This is a genomic window from Nocardioides pakistanensis (assembly GCF_054781215.1).
Genome location: NZ_BAAGUV010000017.1, coordinates 89,071 through 114,313, shown reverse-complemented (window position 1 = coordinate 114,313; position 25,243 = coordinate 89,071). Strand labels below are relative to the sequence as shown.

The following is a 25,243-nucleotide window of genomic DNA, read 5'->3' as shown; positions in this document are numbered from 1 at the left end:
CACAAGATCGCGCACGTGCGCGGGACTCGCCGTCGAAACGACGAGGCCGGGGCGAGGATCGCGCGTCTGCGTGATGTTCGCCCCGGCCGGTCGGTTCCTGCACGAGGACGAGCTCAGCTCCTGCGGGCGACCCCTGCGACGACCAGGTGGTCGACGTACGCCGCGCCCTTGCGGACCACGACTCGCACCGTGTGCCGCCGGTCGCCGAGCCGGGTCCAGGTGCGCGTTCTGCCGAACACCGGCACCCGGGTCTTCCCGGCGAAGCGGACGACGCCGGCGCGTCGGCCGTCGATGAACACCACCGCGTTGCCGCCCCTGCGGGCGGTGCCGTAGCTCAGGGTCAGCCGCGGACCGGTGAACCCGAGCGTGAGGGTGTCCCTTCCGGCGCGCCGGCCCAGGTTGTCGCAGTACTCCCCGTCGGCTGCCTTGCGGCCCCCGTCGCGGACCCGCCAGCTGCCGGCGCGGGACACGACCCGGGCGTCACAGGTGACGCGTCGGTTCCTCGCAGCGCCCTGCTTGGTCACCACGACCTTGACGTTGCGCGTGGCGGAGGCACCGCGCGGGTCGGTCACGGTCAGCCGGGCGGTGTAGGTGCCCGGCCGGCGGTAGACGGTGCGCACGGTCCGGCCGACGGCGTCCTTGTCGTTGCCGGACCGCTCGTCACCGTTGGTGTCACGGCGGATGTCGACGTCCCAGGTGTACTCGAGCTCGGTGGGCGTCTCGGCGTCGGTGGACCCCGTGCCGCTCAGGGTCACCGGTTTGCCGGCGGTGGCCGGTCGCGGCCGCACGGTGGCACGGGCGACCGGGGCGGTGTTCGGCTCGGCGGCCGCGCTCTTGTAGCCGTAGTCGAACGAGCCGCAGCCGGCGCCGAGGTCGAACACCACGTCGGCGTTGAGGTCGCCGGGGGCCGGCGGGGCGTCGAGGTCGTCGCCGCCCATCCGGGTGATGTCGAAGGTGAGGCAGTCGAAGTCGAACCGCCACGGGTTGGCGACGTCACCGGCAGCCTTCTCCTCCGAGGGGTCGGAGTAGTTGTCGACGTGGCCGTCACCGGAGTCGCTGAACCGGCTCTTGCCCTTGGCGGTGAACGCCGCGTCGGCGAGGTTCGGGGTGTCGCTGCCGGGCTCGGGGTTGGCGTCCAGCGGGGACTGCGCCGGCGGGTTGTCGGTCCCGACGTTGCCGTAGCCGTGAGCCTCGTCGGTGTAGACCAGGGACAGACCGGGGGCGAAGCCGATCGGGTCGCGGTCGTTCTGCCCCTTCCCGTCGTAGTCGAACCCGGACCGGTCGCGCAGCTCCAGGTAGTACGCGTGGTCCGAGGGCGCCTCCGAGGAGGAGTCGATGTAGTCCCAGCCCTCGGTGCACTGCTTGGCGGTGCTCAGCGCCTGCCCGGGCAGTCCCTTGCAGCCCCCGCTGAAGAACGCCGGGTCCTCGGGGTCGCCGGAGCTCTCCAGGTCGGTCTTCAGCAGCTCGACCTTCGCGCCGTCCGGCGTGGTGGCGACCACGGCGAGGTCGTCGATGAACCAGCCCGGCCGGGCCAGGCCCGGGTCGGTGGCGTAGGTGAACCGCAGGACCGGGTGGTCCTTGCCGACCAGGTCGGAGACGTCGTAGGCGTCGGCGACGAAGACCGAGTCGGGGTAGCTGCCGAGCAGCCGGTCGGTGGTCGCGGTGCCTGCGTCGTGCGAGCCGCTGGAGCCGGTGATGCCGTTGCCGAGCGTCGCCTGGCAGGCGTTCTGGTTCGGGTTGTTCGTGGCCGGCGTCGTGTAGCCGTTCTTCGACTCGTGGGAGGTGTAGGTCTCGCCGTTGTCACCGGAGGTGAGCACGAAGCCGTAGTCGAAGTCCCACTCGATGTCCCACAGGGACTTGAAGGTCAGCTCGATCGTGCTTCCCTCGGGCAGCTTCGAGGCGCCCGGGAGCGCGACGTCGAGGTTGTGGCCGCCGTTGGGTGGGCAGCCGAAGTCGTTGCCCGAGCCCGACCACCACGCGTGCGTCTTGCTCGCCTTGGCGCCGCTGTCGAACTTCGCCGGGTCGATCAGCTGCCGGCCGGGCAGCTTCGCGACGTAGGCCTGCGCGTTGTGCACACCCGGTCCGGTCAACGTGTATGGCTTCCCGTCGGGCCGGCGCCAGGTGATCTTGTGGGTGTCCTTCTTCGAGTCGGTCCAGCCCTTGACCGCCGTACGACGTCCGGGCGGGAGGACCTCCGGGACGATCCAGCCCATCTCCTGGCGGGAGAACACGTCCATGTGCTGGGACTTGTCCGAGGCCATCAGGTTCCAGTCGCCGTAGGTCTCCCGGCTGCCGAGCGAGTAGAAGTCCGGCAGGCCCAGGGAGTGGCCGTACTCGTGCGAGATCACGCTGGCCTTGTCGATCGACGTCTCGGGGTTGACGTTGTAGGGGCCGACCCGGACGAAGACCGGGAACGCCGTCTTCGTGGTGGTCATCGTGGAGCGGCTCTGGTCGGTGTAGTACATCTTCTGACCCTCGAGGTTCTCGAGCTGGTCGTCGGAGATGTAGCCGGTCAGCCCGGTCTCCTCGTCGGTGTAGTAGAACTCCAGGCTCGACGAGTGCGGCCACACGTTGTCGTAGGGCGCGTCGGTGTAGGGGCAGCCGGCGATCGACAGCTGTGACGCACCGTGCCCGCCGCAGCCGGCGTAGACGACCATGAAGAAGTCGACGACGCCGTCCTTGTCGGTGTCGTAGTCGGAGTAGTCGATCTCCGGGTCGGCGATCGCGGCGGAGTCGTAGACCAGCTTGCCGGTCGGGCCGCACGCGGAGTCGATGTCCATCAGCGCACCCACGCCGGCCACCGCGCCGGCGACGGCGGAGCCGAACCGGTCCGCGCCGTAGTAGGCGGTGTCGCCGGGCAGCTGGTAGAAGCCGTCCTGGATCCGGTTGGGCTGCAGCGGGGTGCCGGCCAGACTGGAGCCGGTGGTGATGCCGGTGCATGTGCCGTTCGGAGCGAGCGTGGTGAAGTCGATCTCGTCCTCGGGCGTGTAGGGAGTGTCCGGCAGGCCCGCCGACGGCACGGTGCCGTGCGGGAACAGCTGGCCGAGCGAGATCTCCTGGAACAGGTTGAACGTCGAGCCCGGGACGTCGGGGGAGTTGATCACGTCGGAGAGCTCGTCACCGGAGTTCGACGGCTGGTGCTGCCGGTCGCGGTAGTCCACGGGCACCACGGGGAACGGCCGATCGCCGTAGCGGGCGGTGTCGTACTTCGCCGACGGCGGGATCACCTTCGGGCCGCGGCTCTGCGAGGTCACGCCCTGCGCCTGGCCGCCGAGCACGAGGGTGGCGGTGGAGGAGAGGTTCTTCCAGACCACCTCCGGGTCCTCCCTGAGCGTGTCCGCCTCCGCCTCGAGCACGAGGGTGCGGACCGTCGGGGTGGTGGCCGCGGTTGCCTTCGGCACGGTGCCGAGGGTCCAGACCACGTTGCCGTTGCGCACGGTCACCGACCCGGACGCGGCGCCGGGCCGGGCCTGGGTGAACACGGTGCCGTCGGGTGCCGGGATCGACACCGACACCCCGGTGAAGTCGCGGTCGGTGGCGTTGGTGAGGGTCACCCGGGACGGGTAGCTCTCGCCGGGCTTCACCCACCCGACCGAGGAGACGAAGCTGTTGTGCAGCTGGAGGGTGCGCGGCGTGGAGGCGACCTGAACCGAGCCGGTGCCGGCCTCCTTCGCGGCCCACACGTCGGTGCCGGCGGTCGAGCCGGGGTCGGCGTCGTAGCGCGCGTCGACGGCCGCGAGACCGAGCGTGGTCGTGAAGCCGGTGGCCGCGGTCGCGGCCAGCCGCTCGGTCACCGAGCCGGGCACCTCGGCGGTGAAGGCACCGTCGGCGCCGGCGGTCACCGGGGCGCTGTGCAGCACCTTCCCTGCCGGGTCGGTGACCTTCAGCGTGAAGGTCGCGGGCACGCCGGCGTCCTCGGCGGTGACCGCGGAGGAGTTGCGCTGCAGCACCTCGCCGCGCACCGGGATCTTCTCGCCGGCCTTGACGTCGGCCACCGGGTCGATGGTCGCCTGGAGCAGGTTGTAGCCGAAGCCGGCCTCGCCGACCTCCGCGCCGTCGGCGGTCACGACGAGCCGGACCAGACCGGGCACCCAGCTGGCCGCCGGGGTGAGGTCGGCCTGGAAGTCGCCGGCGCTGCCGCTGACCTCGACGGCCTGGCTGCTGCCGTCGGCGAACACCAGCTTCGCGCTCGGCGTGGCGGTCGAGCCGGTCAGCGTGAACGCCGCGAAGCCGCAGTCGTCGGCGGCGAAGTACGGCGCGTCGGAGACGTTGAGCCCGCTGCCGTCGCAGACCGGGATGCCGGCCGCGGTGAGCGGGTGCATGTAGAACAGGAAGTCCGAGGCGGTAGCCGTGGCCAGGGTGCCGGCGGTGGCGGTGAGCGTCGTCCCCGGGGTCTGGGCGGTGGCGGGTGAGGCCAGGGCACCGAGCGGGGCGAGCAGGAGCAGGCTGATCGAGGCGGCGGTGAGCCGTCGTGACCTACGGGGTGTGGTCAACGTCGAGGTCCCTTGCTGGAGAGCGTCGGCTGTGGCCGTCGCGAACCGGTGATGTGTCTCCACAACGACCGGTGAACTTCCGGGTTACGTGCGGTGACCTGCGGTAACGCCGTGAGGCCGGCGTCGTTGGGTAGGACATGTGCGACGAACACGACCGGGGCCGACCGGGTCTCGACCGGCTCGACCACCGACCGGGTCTCGACAGGCTCGACCAGCGGGAACTCGACCGGCGCACCCTGCTCGGGGCGGCCGCGGGCGGACTGCTGCTCGCCGGGCTGCCGCGGCCCGCGCTGGCCGGCGCCCGCGAGTCGGTGGCGGTGCCGGTGGAGGGCGCGCTGCGGGAGTCCCGGGTGAGCACGGGTACGACGCTGGTGCACGCCGACCTGCACAACCACACGTTGTTCTCCGACGGCGACGGCAACCCCGAGGACGCGTTCGTCTCGATGCGGGCCGCGGGGCTCGACGTCGCGGCGCTGACCGACCACGCCACGCTCTCGGACCACCTGCTCGGGGACGCGTTCACCACCCTGCTGCCCGCCGGCTACAGCCAGCTCGGCGGGCTGACTCGGGCCGGCTGGGAGCGCACCGGGATGCTCGCCGACGGTGCGGACCGGCCGGGCAGCTTCACCGCGCTCCGGGGGTTCGAGTGGTCGGAGCCGACCTTGGGCCACGTCAACGTCTGGTTCACCGACGACTGGACCGACGTGCTCGACCTCGGCCAGATGGGCCCGCTCTATCGCTGGCTCGCCCGCACATCCGGCCCGCTCGGCCTCGGCGACGGCGGCGCGGAGGGGATCGCCGGGTTCAACCACCCCGGCCGCGAGCCGCTGCGCTTCGAGGAGTTCCGGTTCGACCCCGCGGTGCGTGAGCAGATGGTCAGCCTGGAGATGTTCAACCGCCGCGACGACTACCTCTTCGAGGGCTGGGCGGACGGCAAGGCGTCACCGTTGTGTGCTTGCCTGAACGCCGGCTGGCGCACCGGCCTGACCGGCGTCACGGACGAGCACGGCACCGACTGGGGGTTCCCGGAGGGCAAGGGCCGCACCGGCCTGTGGGTCCGGCAGCACTCGAGGGAGGGCGTGCGAGAGGCGATGCGCGCACGCCGGTTCTTCGCGACGAGGACGTCCGGCCTGCGTCTGGACGCCACGGCGTCGTACGACGGTCACGTCGCCCGGATGGGTGGCGTGCTGCCGATGTCGCAGGGGGTCGCCACCTTCCGGCTCGACCTGGCCCGCGACGAGAGCTGGTCGGGCCGGACCCTGCACGTGCAGGTGCTGCGGCCGGGGCCGGAGGCGCCCGAGGTGGCTGACGTGGTGCCGTTCGCCGTCGGCGACGTGGTGCAGCTCGACGTGCCGCTCGACGTCGACGACGGGGACTGGGTGGTGCTGAGGGTCAGCGACCCGGACCAGCCCAACGCCACCCCCGGTCCGGCCGGTCATGCGTGCAACGACCTGGGCATCGCCTACACGAGCCCGTGGTGGCTGGAGCCGCCCCCCTGAACGCCTCGTGACGCCGTCCGATGGATTCGTGACATATCAGACACAAACACCACCTAGGCTGTCGTCTGCAAGACGTTCGGGTCGTCGTGTCGAGGACGGGGTTTGCCCATGCACAGCCGTCGCCAGCAGCCGCTGGGAGTGGTGCTGCCGTGACGACCCGTCGCCCGGAGACCTCCGAGTCCTCGCGGCCGCCGTTCCCGGTCCAGGCCAGCCCCCAGCAGGTCACCCTGCTGGGCGAGGTGCAGGCGATGCTGGCCGCCGACGTCGACGACTTCGTGAACCGCTTCTACGAGCGGCTGTGGTCGCAGCCGGGACCGCGTGAGGTGCTCGCCCGGCTCACCGAGGACGAGCTGGTCCGGCTGAAGAACCGGCAGGCCCAGCACCTGCTGGCGCTGCTGGAGCCGCGCGCGGATTCCGAGCGGGCCTTCGAGGCGAGTCGCCGCATCGGCCGGGTGCACGCGATGGTCGGGGTGGAGATCCAGTGGTACGCCTCGGCGATCTCGGCGCACCACCAGCAGATCTTCGCGATGGTGGCCAAGCTGCCCGACCAGCACCAGCAGGGCTGGCTCTACGCCACCGTGGCCGGACGGCTGATGGAGGACCTCCAGGCCGCGCTCGCCGGCTATCGCGATGTCGACGCCGCTGCGCACGAGGCGCTGGCACGCGTGAGCCAGGCTGTGTCGGCAGCGGGGACGGTGCCCGACCTGATCCAGGGCGTGCTCGAGGCGTGCGCGGGTGTCGACGGGGTCGCCGCGGGCTTCTTCGGTCGCCCCGACGCCCGTGGCGTCTTCCAGTTCGAGATGGGCGTGGGTGCCGGTGCCGAGGAGTTCATGGCCGAGGTCGCGGCCCGGCCGCCGTTGACGATCTCGGTGCTCGAGGGGCAGGCCGGTGGCGAGGGCCCGTCCGGACGGTCGTGGCGGACCGGCGCGATCGAGCGCTCGGACGCCTACCAGACCGAGGCGGGCACCGCCCCCTGGCACGAGCTCGGTGCGCGGCTGGGCTGGCGGTCCAGCGCCTCGGTGCCGCTGCTGGACGGCCGTGGCCGTTCGCGCGCGCTGCTGTCGTTCTACTCGCCCTGGCCCGGGTTCTTCGCGGCGCCGGCCCGACTGAGCCTGCTCGAGCAGGTCAAGCACCTGCTCGAACGCGCCCTCGGCTCCCTCGAGCTGCGCGGAAGCGTCTCCTCCGGCGTCCGCGCCTACTCCGCGCGCACCGACTACCTGGCACGGCTGCACGACGGTCAGGTCGAGATGCTCTACCAGCCGATCGTGGAGCTGCGCACCGGCCGGGTGACCAAGGTGGAGGCGCTGGCTCGGCTCCAGGGCGAGCACCGGCTGGTGGTGCCGGCGGAGTTCCTTCCCGCCTTCGGCGACGAGGAGATGCTCAAGCTCTTCGAGCTCGGCCTCGACCAGGCGCTGGAGGCGATGAAGTCGTGGGCACCGAAGGGCCTCAACGTCGGGGTCTCGCTGAACCTGCCCTCGGTCTCCTCCCACGACGAGCGCTACGCCTCGCTCGTCGAGGCGGCCCTGGTCCGCCACCGGGTGATGCCGTCGAGGCTCACCCTGGAGCTGCTCGAGACCGGGTACGTCGACGGACGGCCGCGCTGGAGGGGCCAGGTGCTCGACCACTTCAAGGCACTCGGCGTACGGCTGGCCCAGGACGACCTCGGCTCGGGCTACAGCTCGCTGCTGAGGCTGCGCCACTTCGCGTTCGACGACGTCAAGCTGGACCAGAGCCTGATCCGCGGCCAGGAGTTCAGCCCCCGCGGAGCGCTCAACTTCATCCAGCCGCTGACCAGCCTGGCGCACAGCATGGGCCTCAACGTGATCGTGGAGGGCCTGGAGAACCGCGGCCTGGTCGAGGCGGCGCTGATGCTGGGGGCCGACGCCGGCCAGGGTTACGGGATCGCCCGGCCGATGCCCGGCCAGAACCTGCCGCAGTGGGCCCGCGACTTCCGGCTCGACCTCGACCCCGCCGCCCCGTCGACGCACCTCGGCGGCCTCGCCGCGCACGTGGCCTGGGAGCACCAGGCCTGGGCGGGGGCGAGCGGCGGCCGGGGCCAGGTTGCGGACCACGACGACGCCGCCTGCCCGCTGACGCGCTACATCGAACGGATCGACGATCCCAGTGGCCACCTCGCCGAGGCACACGCCGCCGTGCACCGGGCCGCGCTGCAGGGCCGCGGCAGCGCCGAGCACATGCGCTGGTGGCGGGTGCTCACCAAGATGCTCGGCGGTCGCAGCGCCTGAAACCGGCCCACGGGGGTACACCTGGACCATGGTCGACAACACCGAGAAGAAGAAGGCACCGCTCGCGACGTACATCCTCGCGACGGTCGCCATCGGGCTCCTGCTCATGCTCGTGATCGGCATCTGGGTGCTCTGATGGTGCAGCCCCGCTGGGTCGACGGCCCCGCGTCGCTGACCCTGGTCCGGCATGCCCACAGCCTCGGCAACCACGCCGACGCGCAGGCGCGTGAGGCGCAGGCGGAGGAGCTCGACCTCGACTTCCGCGACGCCGACGTCGCCCTCTCCGACACCGGGCGGTCCCAGGCCGAGGCGCTCGGCACGTGGCTCGCCGCGCAGGACGAGTCCGCGCGACCGGACGTGGTGATCAGCTCGCCGTACGTCCGGGCCGCGACGACCGCTGAGCACGCCGTCGGCGGTCTCGGCCTGGAGGTGATGCACGACGAGCGGCTGCGCGAGCGGGACCTCGGCGTCTTCGACGGCCTCACCGGCCTGGGCATCCGCACGCGCTACCCCGAGGAGGCTGAGCGCCGCAAGAAGCTCGGCAAGTTCTACTACCAGCCGCCGTCGGGGGAGAGCTGGTGCGACGTGGCGCTGCGGGTGCGCAGCCTGCTCGCCGACCTGCGCTTCGGCTACGACGGGGCGAGGGTGTGGCTGTTCACCCACCAGGCGGTGATCATGACGTTCCGCTATGTCCTCGAAGGGCTCTCCGAGGAGCGGCTGCTCGAGATCGACCGGGAGGAGCCGCTGCCCAACGCCTCGATGACCAGCTACCGTCGGCCGGGCGACCGGTTCGAGCTGGTGCGCTTCGCCGACACCTCCGCCCTCGACGCCGCCGAGGTGACCGACGAGGCCTCCCAGGGCTCGGAGGACGCCCGTGACGGGGACTGACCCGACCGTCGTCACGCCGGCGACCCTGCGCGAGTGGCCGCTGCCGGCGCCGGGCAGCGACAAGGGTGCCCGTGGCCGGATCGCCGTGATCGGCGGCACCGCCTCGACGCCGGGTGCGGTCCTGCTCGCAGGGGAGGCGGCGCTGCGTGCGGGCGCCGGCAAGCTGTCGATCGCGACCGTCGACGCCGTGGTGACCGCACTGGCGGTCGCCGTGCCCGAGGCGCGGGTCGTCGGTCTGCCGGCCACGGACACCGGGGCCATCGCCCCCGGCGCGGCGCCGGACCTGGCCGAGTTCGCCGACGGCGCCGACGCGGTGCTGCTGGGACCCGGGTTCTCCGACGTCGGCCCGTCCGTCGAGCTGCTCGAGGCGCTCGCGGCCGGGCTCGCCGGGCCGCTGGTGGTCGACGCCCTCGCCTCGGCGTTCCTCACCGAGCACCCCGACGGGCTGCGGCACCTCGAAGGCCGCGTGGTGCTCACGGTGAACCCCACCGAACTCGCGCGCACCGCAGGCAGGGACGAGACCGAGGTCGAGGAGGAGCCGCTCGACGCGGCCCGGGAGGTCGCCAGCCGCTCGCGGGTGGTCGTGCTGTGCGGGGGCGAGCAGAAGCTCGTGGTGACTCCCGACGGCGAGTCGTGGGTGGTGCAGGGTGGCGGACCCGGTCTCGGGGTCTCAGGGTCCGGTGACGTCCAGGCCGGCGTGGTCGCCGGGCTCGTCGCCCGAGGAGCCGAGCCCGCCCAGGCGGCGGTGTGGGGCGGCTACCTGCACGCGCGGGCCGGTGAGCGGATGGCGTCGGTGCTCGGCAGGGTCGGCTACCTGGCCCGGGAGCTTCCCGCGCACGTTCCTCAGATCCTCACCGAGCTGTCCTGACCCGCAGCCCCGACAGCGTGCGGGCTCAGCGGCACGAGGTCGACCGAGGAGACCGTGGCGGTGATCGGGAGGGCGGTGCCGGTGAGCGCGTCGGCCACCGTCGACGGGCAGGCCACGTCCATCGCCAGCGTGCAGTGCGGCATCCAGCTGCCCGGCCGGTAGTAGGGCCAGCTGACCGCCGTACCGCTCTCCTGGGCGAGGCTCCGGTCGACGACGTGGTGCAGGTCCTCGTGCAGCTCCAGCAGCCGGCGGGTGGGCGCGACCGCGAGGTACGCCGGGGCGCGGCCGGTCAGGAAGAAGCCCAGGCCGGTCATCGTGAGCGGCATGCCGGCGACGTCGGGGACGTGGGGATCGAGCCGGGCGGCCAGCGCCTCGGGATCCGGCGTGTCCACGATCGCCAGCGTGACGTGCGGGCGGTAGTCGGGATCGTAGGTCGCCGCCGCTGACGGGACCCCGCGAGCGTCGAGCGCGGCCCAGGCCTGGCTGACGCGGAGCTCGCTGTGCGCATCGAAGTGGAGCACGGCAGCCAGTGGTGCGACGGCGGGACGTGAGGGCGACTGCGGTGCTAGCTGTAGCTGTGTCAGGACTGTTCACCTGCCCGGGCGGGTCTGGGACCGGTTCTCGCGATGGTGTTCCCCCAACGGAGAGGAGTCTGCCCCGCCCGGCACCTCGGTCAGGTGCAGGCGCAGCCGGTGCGGCTTGCCGTGCAGGACCTCACGGAACTCCAGCAGCGCGCCGGGCACCATGGTGCAACCGCCGACCCATCGCGCGCTGAGGTGGTCCGGGTGCCATTCCAGGTAGTGCTCGGGCAGGTGCTGCAGCCAGTCCCACACCCGGTCCGGGGGGACGTCGACCTCGACGGTGTCGCGGAGCTCGATCATCGGCGTCGGTGCTCAGTCCTCGCCGCCGCCGACGTCGACCTCGTAGGCCTCGTAGACCAGGTCCGCCCCGCGCTGCCGGTGGTGCGACAGGCTCGAGAGCAGCGACGTGCCGAGCTCGCGGACTCGCTCCACGTCGGGGACGTGGTCGTCCAGGGCGGCGAGCAGGTCGTCCAGGGCCGCGCGCAGCGTGCCGTGCTCGCGGATCAGCCTGGCCACCGGCTCGGACAGCCGGGGAGCCACCTGGAGCAGCTCGGGGTACAGGCCGTCGGGGTCCTCGGTGATCTGCACGTGGGTGCGTAGGTCGGCCGAGAGCTCCGTCAGCGCGGCCTGGACCCGCCCGGCCCAGTGCGCCGGGTCTCCGATCGCCGGCCCGGCCAGCGCGTGCTCCAGCGCGGTCATCGAGTCACGCAGCTCAGCGCGGCGTCGGCGCAGGTCCGCGAGCAGGGACTGGTCGGTGGGGGGTGACTTGGGTTGCATCGACGCCTCCTCGGATGGCCGCCTCCTCCCAGCACACCGTGCCGGGGCACGCGTGGCCAGGGCCGAAGGTCTCCTCGAGGCCCCCGGAGCGCCCGGTGCGGGGGCTACAGGCGGGTCGGGGCGAGCTGCGTACGGAGCGCGGCGCGGACCCGCTCGAGCTCGCGCCGGATCCCCGCCGCGACCGCCGGCGCGGCGGTGAGGCCGTCGGCGGCGGAGGTCTCCAGGCGCTCGAACAGCCCGGCCAGCACGACCGCGCCCATGCTCGCGCTGCTGCTGCGCAGGGAGTGCGAGATCTCACCGACCGCCGTCGCGTCGCCGACGGTGACCGCGGTGTCGAGTGCGGTGAGCTGGGCCTCGGTGTCGTGCACGAACGTGGACACCAGCCGGTCGAGGAAGCCGTCGCCGCTGCCGAGCGCGATCGTCCGCAGCGTGGCGACCGTCTCCGGGTCGAGCGGTTCGGAGTCGAAGCCCTCCCGGGCGGCGGGCGGGAGCTCGCCGGGCGCGCCGTCGGTCGCCCAACGGCTGAGGACCGCCTCCAGCTCGTCGAGCTTGACGGGCTTGGCCAGGTAGTCGTCCATCCCGGCAGCGAGTGCCTTGTCCCGGTCCCCGGCCAGCGCGTTCGCCGTCATCGCGATGATCGGCACCCGCGCGGCAGTGCCGAGACCGGATGCCGTCTCCCGCTCACGCAGGCGGCGGGTGGTCTCGTAGCCGTCCATGTTCGGCATCTGCACGTCCATCAGCACCGCGGCGTAGGTCCGCGCGGCCAGGACCTCGAGCGCGGCGATCCCGTCCTCGGCGACGTCCACGGCGTAGCCGAGACGGGTGAGCATCAGCCGGGCGACGTCCTGGTTGACCGGGTTGTCCTCCACGAGCAGGACGGTCAGGCCGTGGCCGCTGCGCCTGGTCGCGGACGTGGGTCGTTCCGCCTCGCTGTTCCCGGACTCGGTGGAGGGAGGTACGACGGCCGCAGGATCGCCGGGCGGAAGCGACAGCTCGACCCGGAACATCGAGCCCTCGCCCGGGCGGCTCTGCACGGAGATCTCCCCACCCATCGCCTCCACGAGCTGTCGGGAGATCGCCAGACCCAGCCCCGTGCCCCCGTAGCGACGCGTGGTGGAGGCGTCGGCCTGGCTGAACGGCCGGAACAGCCGGCCGATCTGCTGCTCGGTCAGCCCGATCCCGGTGTCCTGCACCTCGAATGTGATGGTCGCGCCCGGGCCCTCGTCCTGCTCGGCGCCGCCGACCCGCAGCTCCACCCCGCCCTGCTCGGTGAACTTCACCGCGTTGGAGATCAGGTTGGTGAGCACTTGGGCCACCCGGTCGGGGTCGCCGCGGAAGACCCGGTTGCCGGTGCAGCCGACCGTGGTGAAGGTCAGCCCCTGGCGCTGGGCGTGGGCAGCCATCGGCATGACGACGCCCTGGACCACCCCGCGCATCTCGAAGTCGACCTCCTCGAGGCGGAGCTGGCCTGCTTCCACCTTCGACAGGTCGAGGATGTCGTTGATGATCACCAGCAGCCGGTCGCCGGACTGGCGCACGGTCTCGGCGTACCTGCGCTGCTCGGGGTCCAGGTCGGTCTCGAGCAGCAGGTCCACCATGCCGATGACGCCGTTCATCGGCGTGCGGATCTCGTGGCTCATGTTGGCCAGGAACAGCGACTTGGCCTGGTTCGCCTCCTCGGCCTCCAGGCGAGCCTGACGGAGCTCCTCCTCGCGGCGGGTGCGCTCGGTGATGTCCATCATCGAGCCGACCACCCGGAAGGGGTTGCCGTCCTCGTCGCGGGCCACGTGGCCGCGGGCGAAGACGGTGGCGTACTCCCCGTCGGCCCGCATCAGGCGGTACTCGCCGTGCCAGGAGCTGCGGTCCGAGGCCAGGGCCGCGACGAGCCCGGCCAAGGTCGCCTCCCGGTCGTCGGGATGCAGGCGGTCGTCCCACCACCGGCTGTGGAACTCGAGGGTCTCGCCCTCCAGCCCCAGCAGCGGTCCGATCGCACCCGACCAGATCGTCCTGCCGGTGCGCAGGTCGGCGTCCCACATCACCTCCTGGGTGGCGCGGGTCGCCAGCTGGTAGCGCTCCTCGCTCTGGCGCAGGGCCTCCAGTGCACGCTCGCGCTCGGTGACGTCGCGGTTGATGCTCAGGATGTGGGTGCCGCCGAGGACCGTGAGGGAGAGCTCCCGATGGACGGTCCTGCCGTCGACGTCCCGGGCCGTGGTCATCCCGGTCCAGTGGCCGGTCTCCCGGAGCGCCGGCTCGGAGACAGCACACAGCCGGGCCGCCTCCTCCGGGTCGTAGCAGCTGTGCCAGTGCTCGCCCACGAGGTCGGTGGGGGACTCCCAGCCCGACATCTCGGCCAGGGTCTTGTTGGCGTAGATCAGCCGGCCCTCGATGTCGTGGACGGCGATCGCCTCGGTCGCGGAGTCCACGGCGTAGGAGAGGAACGCCAGCCGGCGCTGCAGGTCCTCGGCCTCGGTGATGTCCTTGGCGATGCCGTAGATGCCGACGACCTCGCCGTCGACCACGATCGGGCTCGACGTCGCGTGGAGCCGGACCCGCTCGCGGTCCTTGCGGATCATGGTCAGGGTCAGCTCCCGGACCTCGCCGTGCAGGGCCGCGGTGAGAGCGCCTGCGACGTCGTCCCGGCTCTCCGGCGCGATCACCTCGGCCCAGCCGACCGCCATCAGCTCCTCGACGGGGTAGCCGGTGATCCGCTCCGCGGCGGGGTTCACCGACGTCGTCCTCCCGTCGAGGTCGAGGGAGAGGACCAGGTCGGTGTTGTGGTCGAAGAGCGAGCGGTAGCGCTGGAGGCTCTCGTCGAGCAGCCGCTGGGTGTGCGCCTCCGCGCGCATCTCCTCCGCCAGCTCGTGGGACCGCCGCCAGATCAGTCCGAAGGTGCCCACGACCAGGACGCCGATCGCGAGGACCAGGTCCCCCACCGGCCACCCCCCGTGCCGTGCGGCCCATGCGGAGATCCGGTCGGAGACGTCGAACCGGTCTGCGAGCAGGAATGCCGACGTGCCCAGGGCAGCCAGGACCGCGGCGTCGGCGAACAGCCTGCCGTGGCCTCTCCGCATGCCCCACTCCCGGTCCAGGTGACTGACCGAGGCACGCCCGGTCACCGTCTCATTCGGCAGCGACCGGGGGGATCTGAGAGAACCGGGCCGCTACGAGGCTGCCTTGCCCCGCGCCCGCACCATCCGCGGGCGGGTGACCAGGTAGGCGACCAGCACGAACCCGAGGACGGTGAAGATCCGGTTCGGGTCGACCGCCGGGGTCCAGCTCACCTTGCCGTCCTTGATCACGTACGCCCCGGCGGGCCGGCCGCCCATCCCGAAGCCGCCGCCCTCTCCCTCGCCGCCCTTCTCGTCGTGGCCGATGCCGCCGCCGGCCCCGCCACTGACGGTGGCGGCGGGGATGACGGTGAGCCCGTCCTTCTCGTAGGGCTCGGCGTAGATGCGCTTGACCGTGATGGTGTCCTTGGCGGTGCTGATCAGCTCGTCGAGCTTCATGGGTCCCTCCTCACAGGACTGCTGGTGCCTGGCAGGCCCCCCGCGTCCCATGCAACGCCGACGCATCGCGCCGTGGCCAGGGCTGAAGGGCCCACGCCCCGCACGGTCAGGTCATGAACCGGTAGCCCATCCCGGGCTCGGTGATGAGGTGCCGCGGCCGCGAGGGGTCGGCCTCGAGCTTGCGGCGCAGGTTGGCCATGTAGACCCGCAGGTAGTTGGTCTCCTTCTCGTAGACCGGTCCCCACACCTCCTGCAGCAGCTGCCGCTGCGGGACCAGCCGCCCCGGCCGGGTGACCAGGGCGGTCAGCAGCCCCCACTCGGTCGGCGTGAGCCGGACCTCGGTGTCGTCGCGCCACACGGTGCGCGCCTGCAGGTCGATCCTCAGGTGGTCGGTCTCCACCGTCGCCTGGTCCAGCGACCCAGCCCGCCGTACCGCTGCCCGGAGCCGGGCCAGCAGCTCGTCGATGCCGAACGGCTTGGTGACGTAGTCGTCGGCCCCGACGTCGAGCGCCTCGACCTTGTCCTGGGAGCCGTGTCGGGCCGACAGCACGATCACCGGCACGGTGCTCCACTGCCGCAGCTGGCGCAGCACCTCGACCCCCGACATCCCGGGCAGGCCGAGGTCGAGGATCAGCACGTCGGGGCGCCGGCTGCGCAGCGTCTCGAGCGCGGCCTCGCCGTCGGCGGCGGTGAGCACGTCGTAGCCCCGGGCGCGCAGGTTCATCGACAGCGTGCGCAGCAGGGTCTCCTCGTCGTCGACGAGCAGCACCGACGTCACGGGGTGACCTCCTCGGGGGTGCGCGGCCGGTCGGTGACGGGTACGACGGGCAGGTCCACGACCATCGTCAGGCCTCCGCCGGGGGTGTCCTCGGCGATCAGCAGGCCGCCGAGCGCCTCGGTGAGCCCACGGGCGACGGCGAGCCCGAGGCCGAGGCCCTCCCTGCCCTGGGTGTCGCCGAGCCGCTGGAACGCCGCGAACATTCGCTCCTTCTCGGCGTCCGGCACGCCGGGGCCGCGGTCGACGACGTGCAGCTGCACGCGGTCGCCGACGTGGCTGGTGGACACCGTCACCCGGGACCCGGGCGGTGAGTGCCGCAGGGCGTTCTCGACGAGGTTGGCGACCACCCGGTCGAGCAGGCCGGCGTCGGCCTGGACCGGAGGGAGGTCCGGGGCGAACCGGAGGTCCACCCGGTCGCCGTGCGGCATCGACGCGACGGTGCGGGAGATGACGTCGTCGAGCCCCACCTCGTGGATGATCGGCCGCACCACGTCGCTCTGCAGCCGGCTCAGGTCCAGCAGGTTCGCGACGATCGTGTGCAGCCGGTCGGCGGACTCCTCGATCGTGGCGAGCAGCTCGGCCTCGTCCTCGGGGCTCCACCGCACGTCGGGACTGCGCAGGCTCGTGACGGCCGCCTTGATCCCGGCCAGCGGGGTGCGCAGGTCGTGGGAGACCGCGGCCAGCAGCGCGGTGCGGACCCGGTTGCCCTCCTCGAGCCGCTGTGCCTCCGCGGCCCGCCGGGCCAGCTCCTGGCGCTCGAGCACCACCGCGAAGTGCGTGGCGAACGCCGCGAGCACCCGTCGCTCGTGCGGACGCAACGGCTCGCCTCGCACCGCGAGCACCAGCGAGGCCGACACGTCGGCCGTGGTGTCCGCGGTGCCCGGCTCGGTGGGCGGCCGCTCGCCGACCGAGCAGACCGACTCCCAGCCGCCGTGCTGCCGGCGCAGCAGCGCGGCCGCATCGACGCGGAAGCTCTCGCGCAACAGCGCGAGCAGCGCCTCCACGTTGTGGTGGGAGCGCAGCAGGGTGCGGTTGAGCAGGGTCAGCGTGTCCGCCTCGTGGCGCGCCAGGTTCGCCTGGAGGCTGCGCCGGGCCGCCTTGTCGACCACCGAGGCGACGGCGACCGCGACGATCAGGAACATCGCGAGCGCGACCACGTCCACGGTGTCGGCGATCGTGAGGGTGTTGGCCGGTGGCGTGAAGAACCAGTTGAGCAGCAGGCTGCCGAGCAGCGCCGAGGTGAGCGCCGGCCACAGCCCGCCGACCAGGGCGACCGCCACCGTGAGCGAGAAGTAGCTCATCGCCTCGAGGATCAGCGTCGGCAGGTCGCCGGTGGGCACCAGCAGCATCGACAGCAGGGGTGGCCCGAGCAGGGCGAGCAGCCAGCCGACCGCGAGCCGGCGGGGGCTCAACGCGCCCCGTCCACGCGGGGACGGCCTGGCGCCGCGACGAGCGGCCGGGTGGGTGACCACCAGCACGTCGATGTCGTCGGCACCGGCGATGATCCGGTCGCTGACCCCGCTGCGGAACAGGTGCCGCCACCGCGGCCGGCGGCTGACCCCGACCAGGATCTCGGTGACGTTGAGGCTCTGCGCGAGCTGCAGCACGGCTTCGGCGGGGTCGTCGGCGACCAGGGTGTGGTGGGTGCCGCCGAGCTCCTCGGTGAGGACCCGGAGCCGGGCCAGCTCATGGGGCGGGGCCGCCGGGCCGGCCTCGTCGGCGACGTACACCGCGTGCAGCTCACCACCGGCGCCCCTCGCCGCGATCCGTGCGCCGCGACGGAGCAGGACGTCGCTCTCGGGCCCGCCGGTCAGGGCGACCAGCACCCGCTCACGCGCGGCCCAGGTGGACTCGATCCGGTGGTCGTGCCGGTAGCGCTCGAGCCCCTCGTCGACCCGGTCGGCCAGCCAGAGCAGCGCCAGCTCGCGCAGGGCGGCGAGGTTGCCCACCCGGAAGTACTGCGACAGCGCGGCATCGACCCGGTCCGCCGGGTAGACGTTGCCGTGCGCGAGCCGGCGGCGCAGCGCCTCGGGGGCCATGTCGACCAGCTCGATCTGGTTCGCCTCACGCACCACGTGGTCGGGGACCGTCCCCGCCTGCGGTGCCCCGGTGATCGACTCGACCACGTCGGCCAGTGACTCCAGGTGCTCGATGTTGATCGTGCTGACCACGTCGATGCCGGCGACGAGCAGCTCGGCGACGTCCTGCCAGCGCTTGGCGTTGCGGGCCGCGGGCGGGTTGGCGTGGGCGAGGTCGTCGACGAGTACGACGTCGGGCCGGCGCGCGAGCACCGCGTCGACGTCGAGCTCGCCGTCGACGCCGGCGCCGACCTGGGGCAGCCCCTCGAGCAGCTCGATGACCGGCCGCCGGCCACGGGGGTCGACCGCCGCGACCACCACGTCGGTGCCGCGGGCGGCCCGTCGGTGCCCTTCGTCGAGCATGGCGTAGGTCTTGCCCACGCCGGGTGCCGCGCCGAGGTAGAGCCGCAGGCGACCCCGGGGCCCGGCTTCAGTCATGCGCCCATTGTTGCGCGCTGCCCACAGCCCTGGATGCGGTGTGGTGCACGCCAAAGCGCCTTAACGCACCCTTGACGCCGAACTCCTTCCACCCGGGCTCACGGCGACCGACGATGGAGACGTCATGGAAAGCAGCTCGTTGGTCCTGCTCGGGATCGTGCTGATGGTCGTCGGGATCGGCTTCGTCATCGCCGCGGTGTTCCGGTCCCTCGGCCACACCTGGAGCCTCGGTCTCTACGAGCTGTGGATCCTCCCCACCGCGGGTCTCGGCCTGATCCTCCTGGGCAGGTGGTTGATCCAGTGACCTCGCCCACCGCGGGCGGACCTTTCCGCTCGCTCCGCATGCCCGCCTTCCGGCACCCCGCGCAGGTCGTCGTGGCAGCCTTCGCACTCGCCGTGGCGGTCGGGACGGTGCTCCTGATGCTGCCGGTCTCCCGCGCCGGGGCCGACTCGGCGCCGTTCCTGACCTCCTTGTTCACCGCGACCAGCGTGGTGTGCGTCACCGGGCTCGCGGTGGTCGACACCCCGACGTACTGGTCCGGCTTCGGGGAGGCGGTGATCCTGGGCCTGATCCAGGTCGGCGGCTTCGGGATCATGACCATGGCCTCCCTGCTCGGCCTGCTCGTCTCGCGCCGGATGGGGCTGCGCTCGCGGCTCACCGCCGCGGCGGAGACCAGGAGCATCGGGATCGGCGACGTGCGGACCGTGCTCACCGGGGTGCTGAAGGTGACGCTGGTCTTCGAGTCCCTGACCGCGGTGGCGCTGTCCCTGCGGTTCCTGCTCGGCTACGACCTGCCGGTCGGCCGGGCGCTCTACCACGGTGTCTTCCACGCGGTCTCGTCGTTCAACAACGCCGGGTTCGCCCTCTACAGCGACAACCTCATGGGCTTCGTCACGGACCCGTGGATCTGCCTGCCGATCGCGGGAGCGGTGATCTTCGGCGGCCTGGGCTTCCCGGTCCTGTTCGAGCTCCGTCGCCACGTCGCCCGCCCCCGCGACTGGAGCCTGCACACCAAGCTGACCGTGTGGGTCAGCGTCGCGCTGATCGTGGCCGGCACGGTGATGGTGACCGCGACCGAGTGGTCCAACCCGGGGACCCTGGGGCCGCTCGACCCGGCCGGCCGTGTCCTCGCCGGGTTCTTCCACGCAGTGATGCCGCGCACCGCTGGCTTCAACAGCCTCGACGTCGGTCAGATGTACGACGGCACGCTGGTCGGCTCGATGATCCTGATGTTCATCGGCGGTGGCTCCGCGAGCACCGCCGGCGGCATCAAGGTCACCACGTTCGTCGTGCTGTTCTTCGTCATCTACGCCGAGGTGCGCGGCGAGAGCGCGGTCAACGCCTTCGACCGCCGGATCGGGAGCCGGGTGCAGCGACAGGCGCTCACCGTGGCGCTGCTCGGCATCGCCGCCGTCGTGGGCGCCACGTTCGTGATCGTGGAGATGACCCGGCTCCCGCTGCGCGACGTGATGTTCGAGGTCACCTCCGCGTTCGGCACCACCGGGCTCTCGACCGGGATCACCGCCGAGCTGACCGGCGGCGCGCAGCTGGTCCTCGTGCTGCTCATGTTCCTCGGCCGGCTCGGGCCGATCACGCTCGTCTCGGCCCTCGCCCTGCGCGAGCGCCCGCGGGCCTACCAGCTACCGGAAGGACGGCCGATCATTGGCTAGGAGATCAACGACCCACGGCGGTGTGGTCGTCATCGGACTCGGGCGGTTCGGCAAGTCCCTGGCCCTCGAGCTGATGGCGGAGGACATCGAGGTCCTCGGCATCGACGAGGACGGCAAGAAGGTCCAGTCGTTGGCGGGTCGGCTCACCCATGTGGTCGAGGCGGACTCCACGAACGAGGAGGCGCTGCGCCAGCTGTCGGTGCCCGAGTTCGACCGTGCCGTCGTCGGGATCGGCTCCGACCTCGAGGCGAGCATCCTCACCTGCTCGATCCTGGTGAACTTCGGCATCCGCAACATCTGGGCGAAGGCGATCTCGCACTCGCACGCCCGGATCCTCAGCCAGCTCGGCGTGCACCACGTGGTCCGCCCCGAGCACGACATGGGCCGGCGGGTCGCGCACCTGGTGCGGGGCCGGATGCTCGACTACATCGAGTTCGACGACGGCTTCGCGATCGTCAAGACCAGCCCGCCCCGGTCGATCCTCGATCTCCCGTTGGGGGAGTCGCGGGTCCGGTCGAAGTACGGCGTCACGATCGTCGGTGTGAAGCGGGCGGGTCAGGACTTCACCCACGCCACGCCGGAGACCGTCGTACACGAAGGGGACCTGATCATCGTGTCCGGCCCCGAGGACGGAGTGGAGCGGTTCAGTGACCTTGCCTGAGACCTTGCACCGGCGCGAGCCGGCGCCGGCCGACCGCGCCGACGTGCTCAAGCGCGTGCTCGTCGGCCGCAAGCTGCGCAGCGCGCAGATGGGCGAGACGCTGCTGCCCAAGCGGATCGCGCTGCCGGTGTTCGCCAGCGACGCCCTCTCGAGCGTGGCGTACTCGCCGGACGAGATCTTCCTGACGCTGTCCCTGGCGGGCTTCGCGGCCTACACCTACTCCTGGCGGATCGGTCTCGCGGTCGCCTTCGTGATGCTCGTGGTGGTCTTCTCCTACCGGCAGAACGTGCAGGCCTACCAGAGCGGCGGCGGCGACTACGAGGTCGCGAAGACCAACCTCGGCGGCACCGCCGGACTCACCGTCGCCAGTGCCCTGCTCGTCGACTACGTGCTCACCGTCGCGGTGTCGATCTCCTCGGCCGCGCAGTACGCCGCCACGACGTTCGCGCCGCTGCGCGAGCACCAGGTGCTGGCGGCGGTCGGCGCGGTGCTGTTCATCATGGCGATGAACCTGCGCGGGGTGCGGGAGTCGGGCAAGGCGTTCGCCGTGCCGACGTACCTGTTCATGCTCGCCATCCTCGGCATGTCCGCCTGGGGCTTCGCCCGGGAGTTCCTCGGCGAGGGGCTGCCCGAGGCACCGAGCGCGGAGTTCGAGCTGCTTCCCGCGGAGTCGTTCGTCGACGGGTTCACCGGCGCGGCGGCTGCGTTCCTGGTGCTGCGGGCGTTCGCGTCCGGCAGCGCCGCGCTGACCGGCGTGGAGGCGATCGCCAACGGGGTGCCCGCGCTGCGCAAGCCGAAGGGCCGCAACGCCGCCACGACGCTGCTGCTGCTCGGCGGGATCGCGACCACGATGGCGCTGTCGATCGTGACGCTGGCGAACATGACCGGGGTGAAGGTCGCCGAGGACCCCGCCCGGCAGCTCGTGGACGCCTTCGGCGAGCCGGTCGGTGAGAGCTACCACCAGGACCCGGTGGTCGGCCAGCTGGCACGCACCATCTTCGAGGACTTCACCCCCGGCTTCTTCTTCGTCACCGCGGCCACCGGCGTGATCCTGCTGCTCGCGGCGAACACCGCCTTCAACGGCTTCCCGGTGCTGGCCTCGATCCTCGCCAAGGACGAGTACATGCCGCGACAGATGACCACCCGCGGCGACCGGCTCGCCTACAGCAACGGGGTGGTGCTGCTGGCCGGGTTCTCGATCCTGCTGATCGTCGCCTTCGACGCGCAGGTCACCCGGCTGATCCAGCTCTACATCGTCGGGGTCTTCGTCTCGTTCACCGCCAGCCAGAGCGGGATGATCATCCACTGGACCCGCCGGCTGCGCGTCGAGCGGGAGCCCGCGCGGCGCCGGGCGATGCAGACCAGCCGGATGATCAACGCCTTCGGCTGCGCGGTCACCGGCACGGTGCTCGTGGTGGTCCTGGCCACGAAGTTCCTGCACGGCGCCTGGATCGCGATCCTCGCGATGGCCGCCGTGTTCGTGGTGATGCGCGCGATCCGCCTGCACTACGGCCGGGTCACCGACGAGCTGGCCTCCCGGGAGGAGGACCAGGTCTTGCCGACCCGGGTGCACGCGATCGTGCTGGTCTCCAAGCTGCACAAGCCGACGATGCGTGCGCTGGCCTACGCCAAGGCGGCCCGGCCCAACACGCTCGAGGCGGTGGTGATCGACACCGACAGCGAGGCCACCGCCCGGCTGCTGCAGGAGTGGGACGAGCGTGGCATCGACATCCCGCTGAAGGTCCTCTACTCGCCCTACCGGCAGGTCGTGAAGCCGGTGGTCGACTACACCCGCGCGATCCAGCAGGACAGCCCCCGCGGGGTGGTCGCGGTCTACATCCCGGAGTACGTCCTCGGGCACTGGTGGGAACGGATCCTGCACAACCAGAGCGCGTTCCGGATCAAGAGCCGGCTGCTGCTCAACCCCGGTGTCACGATCACCTCGGTGCCCTACCAGCTGCGCTCCTCCGCCGCTGCGGCCGACCGTGCCGAACGCGAGGAGCGCGCCGGGTTGTGACCCCTGGTGGCCCCTGTGAACCAGACGGCGACCAGCTCGAAGGCGCCGATCCGGCCGTCACAACGGTTCAGCTGACCTGTTGCGACACCGGAGTTGCCGATCCGGCCGTCACAACCGTTCAGATGAAGGGTTGCGACGACTCCGGCGGTGGTGACGGTCAGGAACGGCGCTGCCGTGTCCTGCGGCTGTTCTCCTTCTTGATCGCGGAGACCAGCTCGTCCTTGTCCATCTTCGAGCGACCACTGATGTCCAGCTTCTTCGCGACCTCGTAGAGGTGGCTCTTCGAGGCGTTCGCGTCGACGCCCTCGGCGGTCTTTCCCGCCTTGCGGGAGCCGGACGACGTCGACTTCTTGGCCTGCTTGTCCGAAGGACCCTTGCGGCCCTTGGGCTCCCAGTGGTCCCCGACCTTCTCGAACTCGTGCTTGAGCGCGGAGAACGCCGTGCGGTGTGCGCGCTCGCCCTCGCCGTAGCTGTCGACGGCCGAGTCGTGGGCCTTGGACCACGTCCGCTGCGCCTTCTTCGGCGAGCGCTGGATGGTCGAGGGCAGCTCCTGCTTGGCCGGCATGTCATCCCCTCCTCGGGATCGCTCGTGGTGCCTCAGGTCCTTGCTCTGTGGCTACCCGAGGGTCGCTCCCGGTATTCGTCCAGAGACCGACAAGGCAGGTCAGCGCCGGCGGCGATCGCCACGCACGTGCGCGATCTTCGGCCTGGGCCGGGGCTGCGCCCCGAGGGGTGGTCGGTGGGTCAGCGCGATGCGGGTGCGGGCACTCCGGCCGGGTGCCGGTCCGCGGCAGGGTTGTGCTCGAGCAGGAGGACTGCCAGGTCGTCGGTGAGCTGCCCGTCGGGCAGGTGACGTCGTACGGCGTCCAGCAGGCCGTCGAGGGCGGGGTCCAGGCCGGCGCCGCGGAGCACCGGAGCCAGCCCGTCGACCCGGAGGAACTCACCGTCGCCGTCGCGGGCCTCGCTCAGCCCGTCGGTGTAGAGCAGCAAGCGGTCGCCGGGCTGCCACGACACCGTGCGTGCGTCGTACTCCTCGCCGAGGCCCAGGGGCAGCCCGGGCGGTGCCTCGACGAAGACCGCCGGCCCCGTGGCCGGGACCAGCAGAGCAGGCGGGTGGCCGCAGCTGACCACGGTGAGCCGCCCCGGCTCGGTCGCGTCCACCAGCAGCGCGGTCACGAACTCCTCGTCGTCGAAGAACCGCTGCAGGTAGACGCTCATGTCGCGGGCCACGTCCGGGAGCGTCGGCTGGGTGGCCGCGGACTGCCTGAAGGCCCGGATCACGCGGGCAGCCTGCTCGACGGCAGCGACCCCCTTGCCCCGGACATCGCCGATGAGGAACCGCACGTGCGTGTCGGAGGAGTAGTAGTCGTAGAGGTCCCCACCGACCACGGCGTTCTCGGCCGCGGACATGTACCGCACGCCGGTGGTGACCCTGCCGACGACCTCGGGGAGGGTGGGCAGGATCGTGCGCTGCGCGACCTCGGCGATCGCCGCGACCCGCTCGTGCTGCTGCTCACGGCGGACCCGGACCACCGCGATGAGTACGGCGAGCACGCTGATCAGCGTCACATCCACGATCCGCACCACCTGCTGCGGCGTGCCCCAGGCACCGTTCCACCCGCCGGAGAGCACCGCGAACAGCACGGTCGCCGCACCGAACACTGCCGTGACGCGGCCCGGGAGGACGGCGCAGGCGATGAGCGGGGCGATCGCGAACAGGGGCGAGAGGATGAACGAGGCGCCGGCGGTGACGGCGTCGGCGCCGACGAACACGACCAGCCAGGTGGTCGCGAGCACCGCGCCGACCAGCTGGGACCGATCTCCCGTCATCCGTCCTCCGTGTCGTTCCCCGGTCCGGGGATGAGGCAATCGTCCCAAACCTAGGCCGTGCCGGCCGACTCGGCAAAGCCGTGTCGGCCTGGAACGAGGGTCGGAGAACAAGACTGACCCCGCCGGGCGTCTCGGGTCACTCGGCGGGGTCAGCAGAATCATGTCATCCGCGACGTCCCGCAGCAGCGGTTTTCCCAGATTTTGCCTCCGACCTCGGTCGACGACCGGTGGGCGGCTGTCCCGCCGCCCCGAGCAGCGTCCGGCCGATCGCGAGGAGCTCGGCGCGCAGCGTGGCGTCATCGATGTCGTCGAGCTGCGGGTCGACGCCGGACCGGGCCAGACCGGCGCCCAGGACGGACGTGGCGACCCGGCGTCGGGGCTCCGGATCGGGGCCGAGCAGCAGCCGGCCCAGACGCTCGGTCAGCGGCTGGAACTCCTGGTGCGACTGGACCAGGCGCTCGATCTCGGGGTCCCGGTACAGCGCGGCGACCACCTGGCGGTGACCCATGATCAGGTCGACCACCCCCTGCAGCGCGATGTCGGCGGCCCGGTCCGCCGACTCCGCGGACTCAGCGGCGGTGACGAAGCCCCGCATCTCCTCCAGGGCGGGCTCGATCACCGACCAGACGATGTTCTCCTTGGCGTGGAACTGGTGGTAGACCGCGGCCTTGGTGACGCCGAGGTGAGCGGCGATCATCTGCAGCGACGTGCCGCTGACGCCGTGCTCGGCGAACAGCTCAAGCGCGGCACGCAGCACCCGCGCCCGGCCCTGCCCGCGCGGAGCCAGGGGTCTGGCCATCTCTCGTCCTCGCCTTCTCGTCTCGTCCGGCCGCCGTCGGCGTGATACCTCCCACACCGACCGCGATAGCTAGCCGATCGGCTTGTCTCAGGATAGCCGGGCGTCTAACTTGG

At 71.9% G+C, this 25,243-nt stretch carries 19 protein-coding genes; 8 read left to right on the top strand and 11 right to left on the bottom strand.

The features are described 5' to 3' along the window. Nucleotides 1–113: 113 nt before the first annotated feature. Nucleotides 114–4,493 carry a PKD domain-containing protein gene (locus ACYVIH_RS08025; RefSeq protein WP_460867971.1) on the bottom strand — a complete coding sequence of 1,460 codons (4,380 nt, stop codon included), beginning with the start codon at nt 4,491–4,493 and terminating at the stop codon, nt 114–116. A gap of 137 nt (nt 4,494–4,630) precedes the next feature. On the opposite strand from ACYVIH_RS08025, the gene ACYVIH_RS08020 reads away from it, so the two are divergent. The 4 genes from ACYVIH_RS08020 (at nt 4,631) to ACYVIH_RS08005 (ending at nt 9,994) form a co-directional block, all read left to right on the top strand. Then, on the top strand, nt 4,631–5,992 hold the full coding sequence (locus ACYVIH_RS08020; protein WP_460867969.1) for a CehA/McbA family metallohydrolase: 1,362 nt from the start codon (nt 4,631–4,633) through the stop codon (nt 5,990–5,992). A gap of 149 nt (nt 5,993–6,141) precedes the next feature. Further along, a complete protein-coding gene (locus ACYVIH_RS08015) occupies nt 6,142–8,238 on the top strand; it encodes an EAL domain-containing protein (RefSeq protein WP_460867967.1) in 2,097 nt (698 codons plus the stop codon). 135 nt (nt 8,239–8,373) lie between these two features. Continuing rightward, nucleotides 8,374–9,126, top strand: a complete 753-nt coding sequence (locus ACYVIH_RS08010; RefSeq protein WP_460867965.1) for a histidine phosphatase family protein — start codon at nt 8,374–8,376, stop codon at nt 9,124–9,126. Then, complete coding sequence (locus tag ACYVIH_RS08005; RefSeq protein ID WP_460867963.1) at nt 9,113–9,994, top strand: NAD(P)H-hydrate dehydratase; 882 nt, start codon at nt 9,113–9,115, stop codon at nt 9,992–9,994. Before ACYVIH_RS08010 ends, ACYVIH_RS08005 begins: the two co-directional genes overlap by 14 nt. Here ACYVIH_RS08005 and ACYVIH_RS08000 read toward each other — a convergent pair. The 7 genes from ACYVIH_RS08000 to ACYVIH_RS07970 form a co-directional block, all read right to left on the bottom strand. After that, the gene (locus ACYVIH_RS08000; RefSeq protein ID WP_460867961.1) at nt 9,970–10,515 is read right to left on the bottom strand and encodes a 2'-5' RNA ligase family protein; all 546 of its coding nucleotides are present in this window, start codon (nt 10,513–10,515) and stop codon (nt 9,970–9,972) included. The two genes, ACYVIH_RS08005 and ACYVIH_RS08000, sit on opposite strands and share 25 nt — an antisense overlap. A 69-nt stretch (nt 10,516–10,584) precedes the next feature. Further along, the gene (locus tag ACYVIH_RS07995; protein WP_460867958.1) at nt 10,585–10,875 is read right to left on the bottom strand and encodes an SRPBCC family protein; all 291 of its coding nucleotides are present in this window, start codon (nt 10,873–10,875) and stop codon (nt 10,585–10,587) included. A gap of 12 nt (nt 10,876–10,887) precedes the next feature. Then, nucleotides 10,888–11,352, bottom strand: coding sequence for a hemerythrin domain-containing protein (locus ACYVIH_RS07990; RefSeq protein ID WP_460867956.1), 465 nt, complete (start codon nt 11,350–11,352; stop codon nt 10,888–10,890). A gap of 104 nt (nt 11,353–11,456) precedes the next feature. Next, the gene (locus ACYVIH_RS07985) at nt 11,457–14,423 is read right to left on the bottom strand and encodes a PAS domain S-box protein (RefSeq protein WP_460867954.1); all 2,967 of its coding nucleotides are present in this window, start codon (nt 14,421–14,423) and stop codon (nt 11,457–11,459) included. Nucleotides 14,424–14,513: 90 nt separating this feature from the next. Beyond that, on the bottom strand, nt 14,514–14,858 hold the full coding sequence (locus ACYVIH_RS07980) for a spore germination protein GerW family protein (protein WP_460867952.1): 345 nt from the start codon (nt 14,856–14,858) through the stop codon (nt 14,514–14,516). A gap of 106 nt (nt 14,859–14,964) precedes the next feature. After that, on the bottom strand, nt 14,965–15,636 hold the full coding sequence (locus ACYVIH_RS07975) for a response regulator (protein ID WP_460867949.1): 672 nt from the start codon (nt 15,634–15,636) through the stop codon (nt 14,965–14,967). Next, the gene (locus ACYVIH_RS07970; protein ID WP_460867947.1) at nt 15,633–18,152 is read right to left on the bottom strand and encodes an ATP-binding protein; all 2,520 of its coding nucleotides are present in this window, start codon (nt 18,150–18,152) and stop codon (nt 15,633–15,635) included. The genes ACYVIH_RS07975 and ACYVIH_RS07970 overlap by 4 nt, the downstream gene beginning before the upstream one ends. A gap of 124 nt (nt 18,153–18,276) precedes the next feature. Here ACYVIH_RS07970 and ACYVIH_RS07965 point away from each other — a divergent pair, with 124 nt between their 5' ends. From ACYVIH_RS07965 to ACYVIH_RS07950, 4 genes are all read left to right on the top strand, one after another. Beyond that, a complete protein-coding gene (locus ACYVIH_RS07965; RefSeq protein ID WP_460867944.1) occupies nt 18,277–18,456 on the top strand; it encodes a hypothetical protein in 180 nt (59 codons plus the stop codon). Between the two features lie 38 nt (nt 18,457–18,494). After that, the gene (locus ACYVIH_RS07960; RefSeq protein WP_460867942.1) at nt 18,495–19,823 is read left to right on the top strand and encodes a TrkH family potassium uptake protein; all 1,329 of its coding nucleotides are present in this window, start codon (nt 18,495–18,497) and stop codon (nt 19,821–19,823) included. Between the two features lie 22 nt (nt 19,824–19,845). Continuing rightward, the gene (locus tag ACYVIH_RS07955; RefSeq protein ID WP_460867940.1) at nt 19,846–20,484 is read left to right on the top strand and encodes a potassium channel family protein; all 639 of its coding nucleotides are present in this window, start codon (nt 19,846–19,848) and stop codon (nt 20,482–20,484) included. A gap of 88 nt (nt 20,485–20,572) precedes the next feature. Next, complete coding sequence (locus tag ACYVIH_RS07950; RefSeq protein WP_460868142.1) at nt 20,573–22,501, top strand: APC family permease; 1,929 nt, start codon at nt 20,573–20,575, stop codon at nt 22,499–22,501. A gap of 157 nt (nt 22,502–22,658) precedes the next feature. Here ACYVIH_RS07950 and ACYVIH_RS07945 read toward each other — a convergent pair whose 3' ends face one another. The 3 genes from ACYVIH_RS07945 to ACYVIH_RS07935 all read right to left on the bottom strand — a co-directional run bounded on the left by ACYVIH_RS07945 (nt 22,659) and on the right by ACYVIH_RS07935 (nt 25,130). After that, nucleotides 22,659–23,066, bottom strand: coding sequence for a ChaB family protein (locus ACYVIH_RS07945; RefSeq protein ID WP_460867938.1), 408 nt, complete (start codon nt 23,064–23,066; stop codon nt 22,659–22,661). A gap of 179 nt (nt 23,067–23,245) precedes the next feature. After that, nucleotides 23,246–24,331: a PP2C family protein-serine/threonine phosphatase gene (locus ACYVIH_RS07940; RefSeq protein ID WP_460867936.1), complete on the bottom strand. Its 1,086-nt coding sequence runs from the start codon at nt 24,329–24,331 to the stop codon at nt 23,246–23,248. Between the two features lie 163 nt (nt 24,332–24,494). Further along, nucleotides 24,495–25,130: a TetR/AcrR family transcriptional regulator gene (locus ACYVIH_RS07935; RefSeq protein WP_460867934.1), complete on the bottom strand. Its 636-nt coding sequence runs from the start codon at nt 25,128–25,130 to the stop codon at nt 24,495–24,497. Nucleotides 25,131–25,243: the final 113 nt, after the last annotated feature.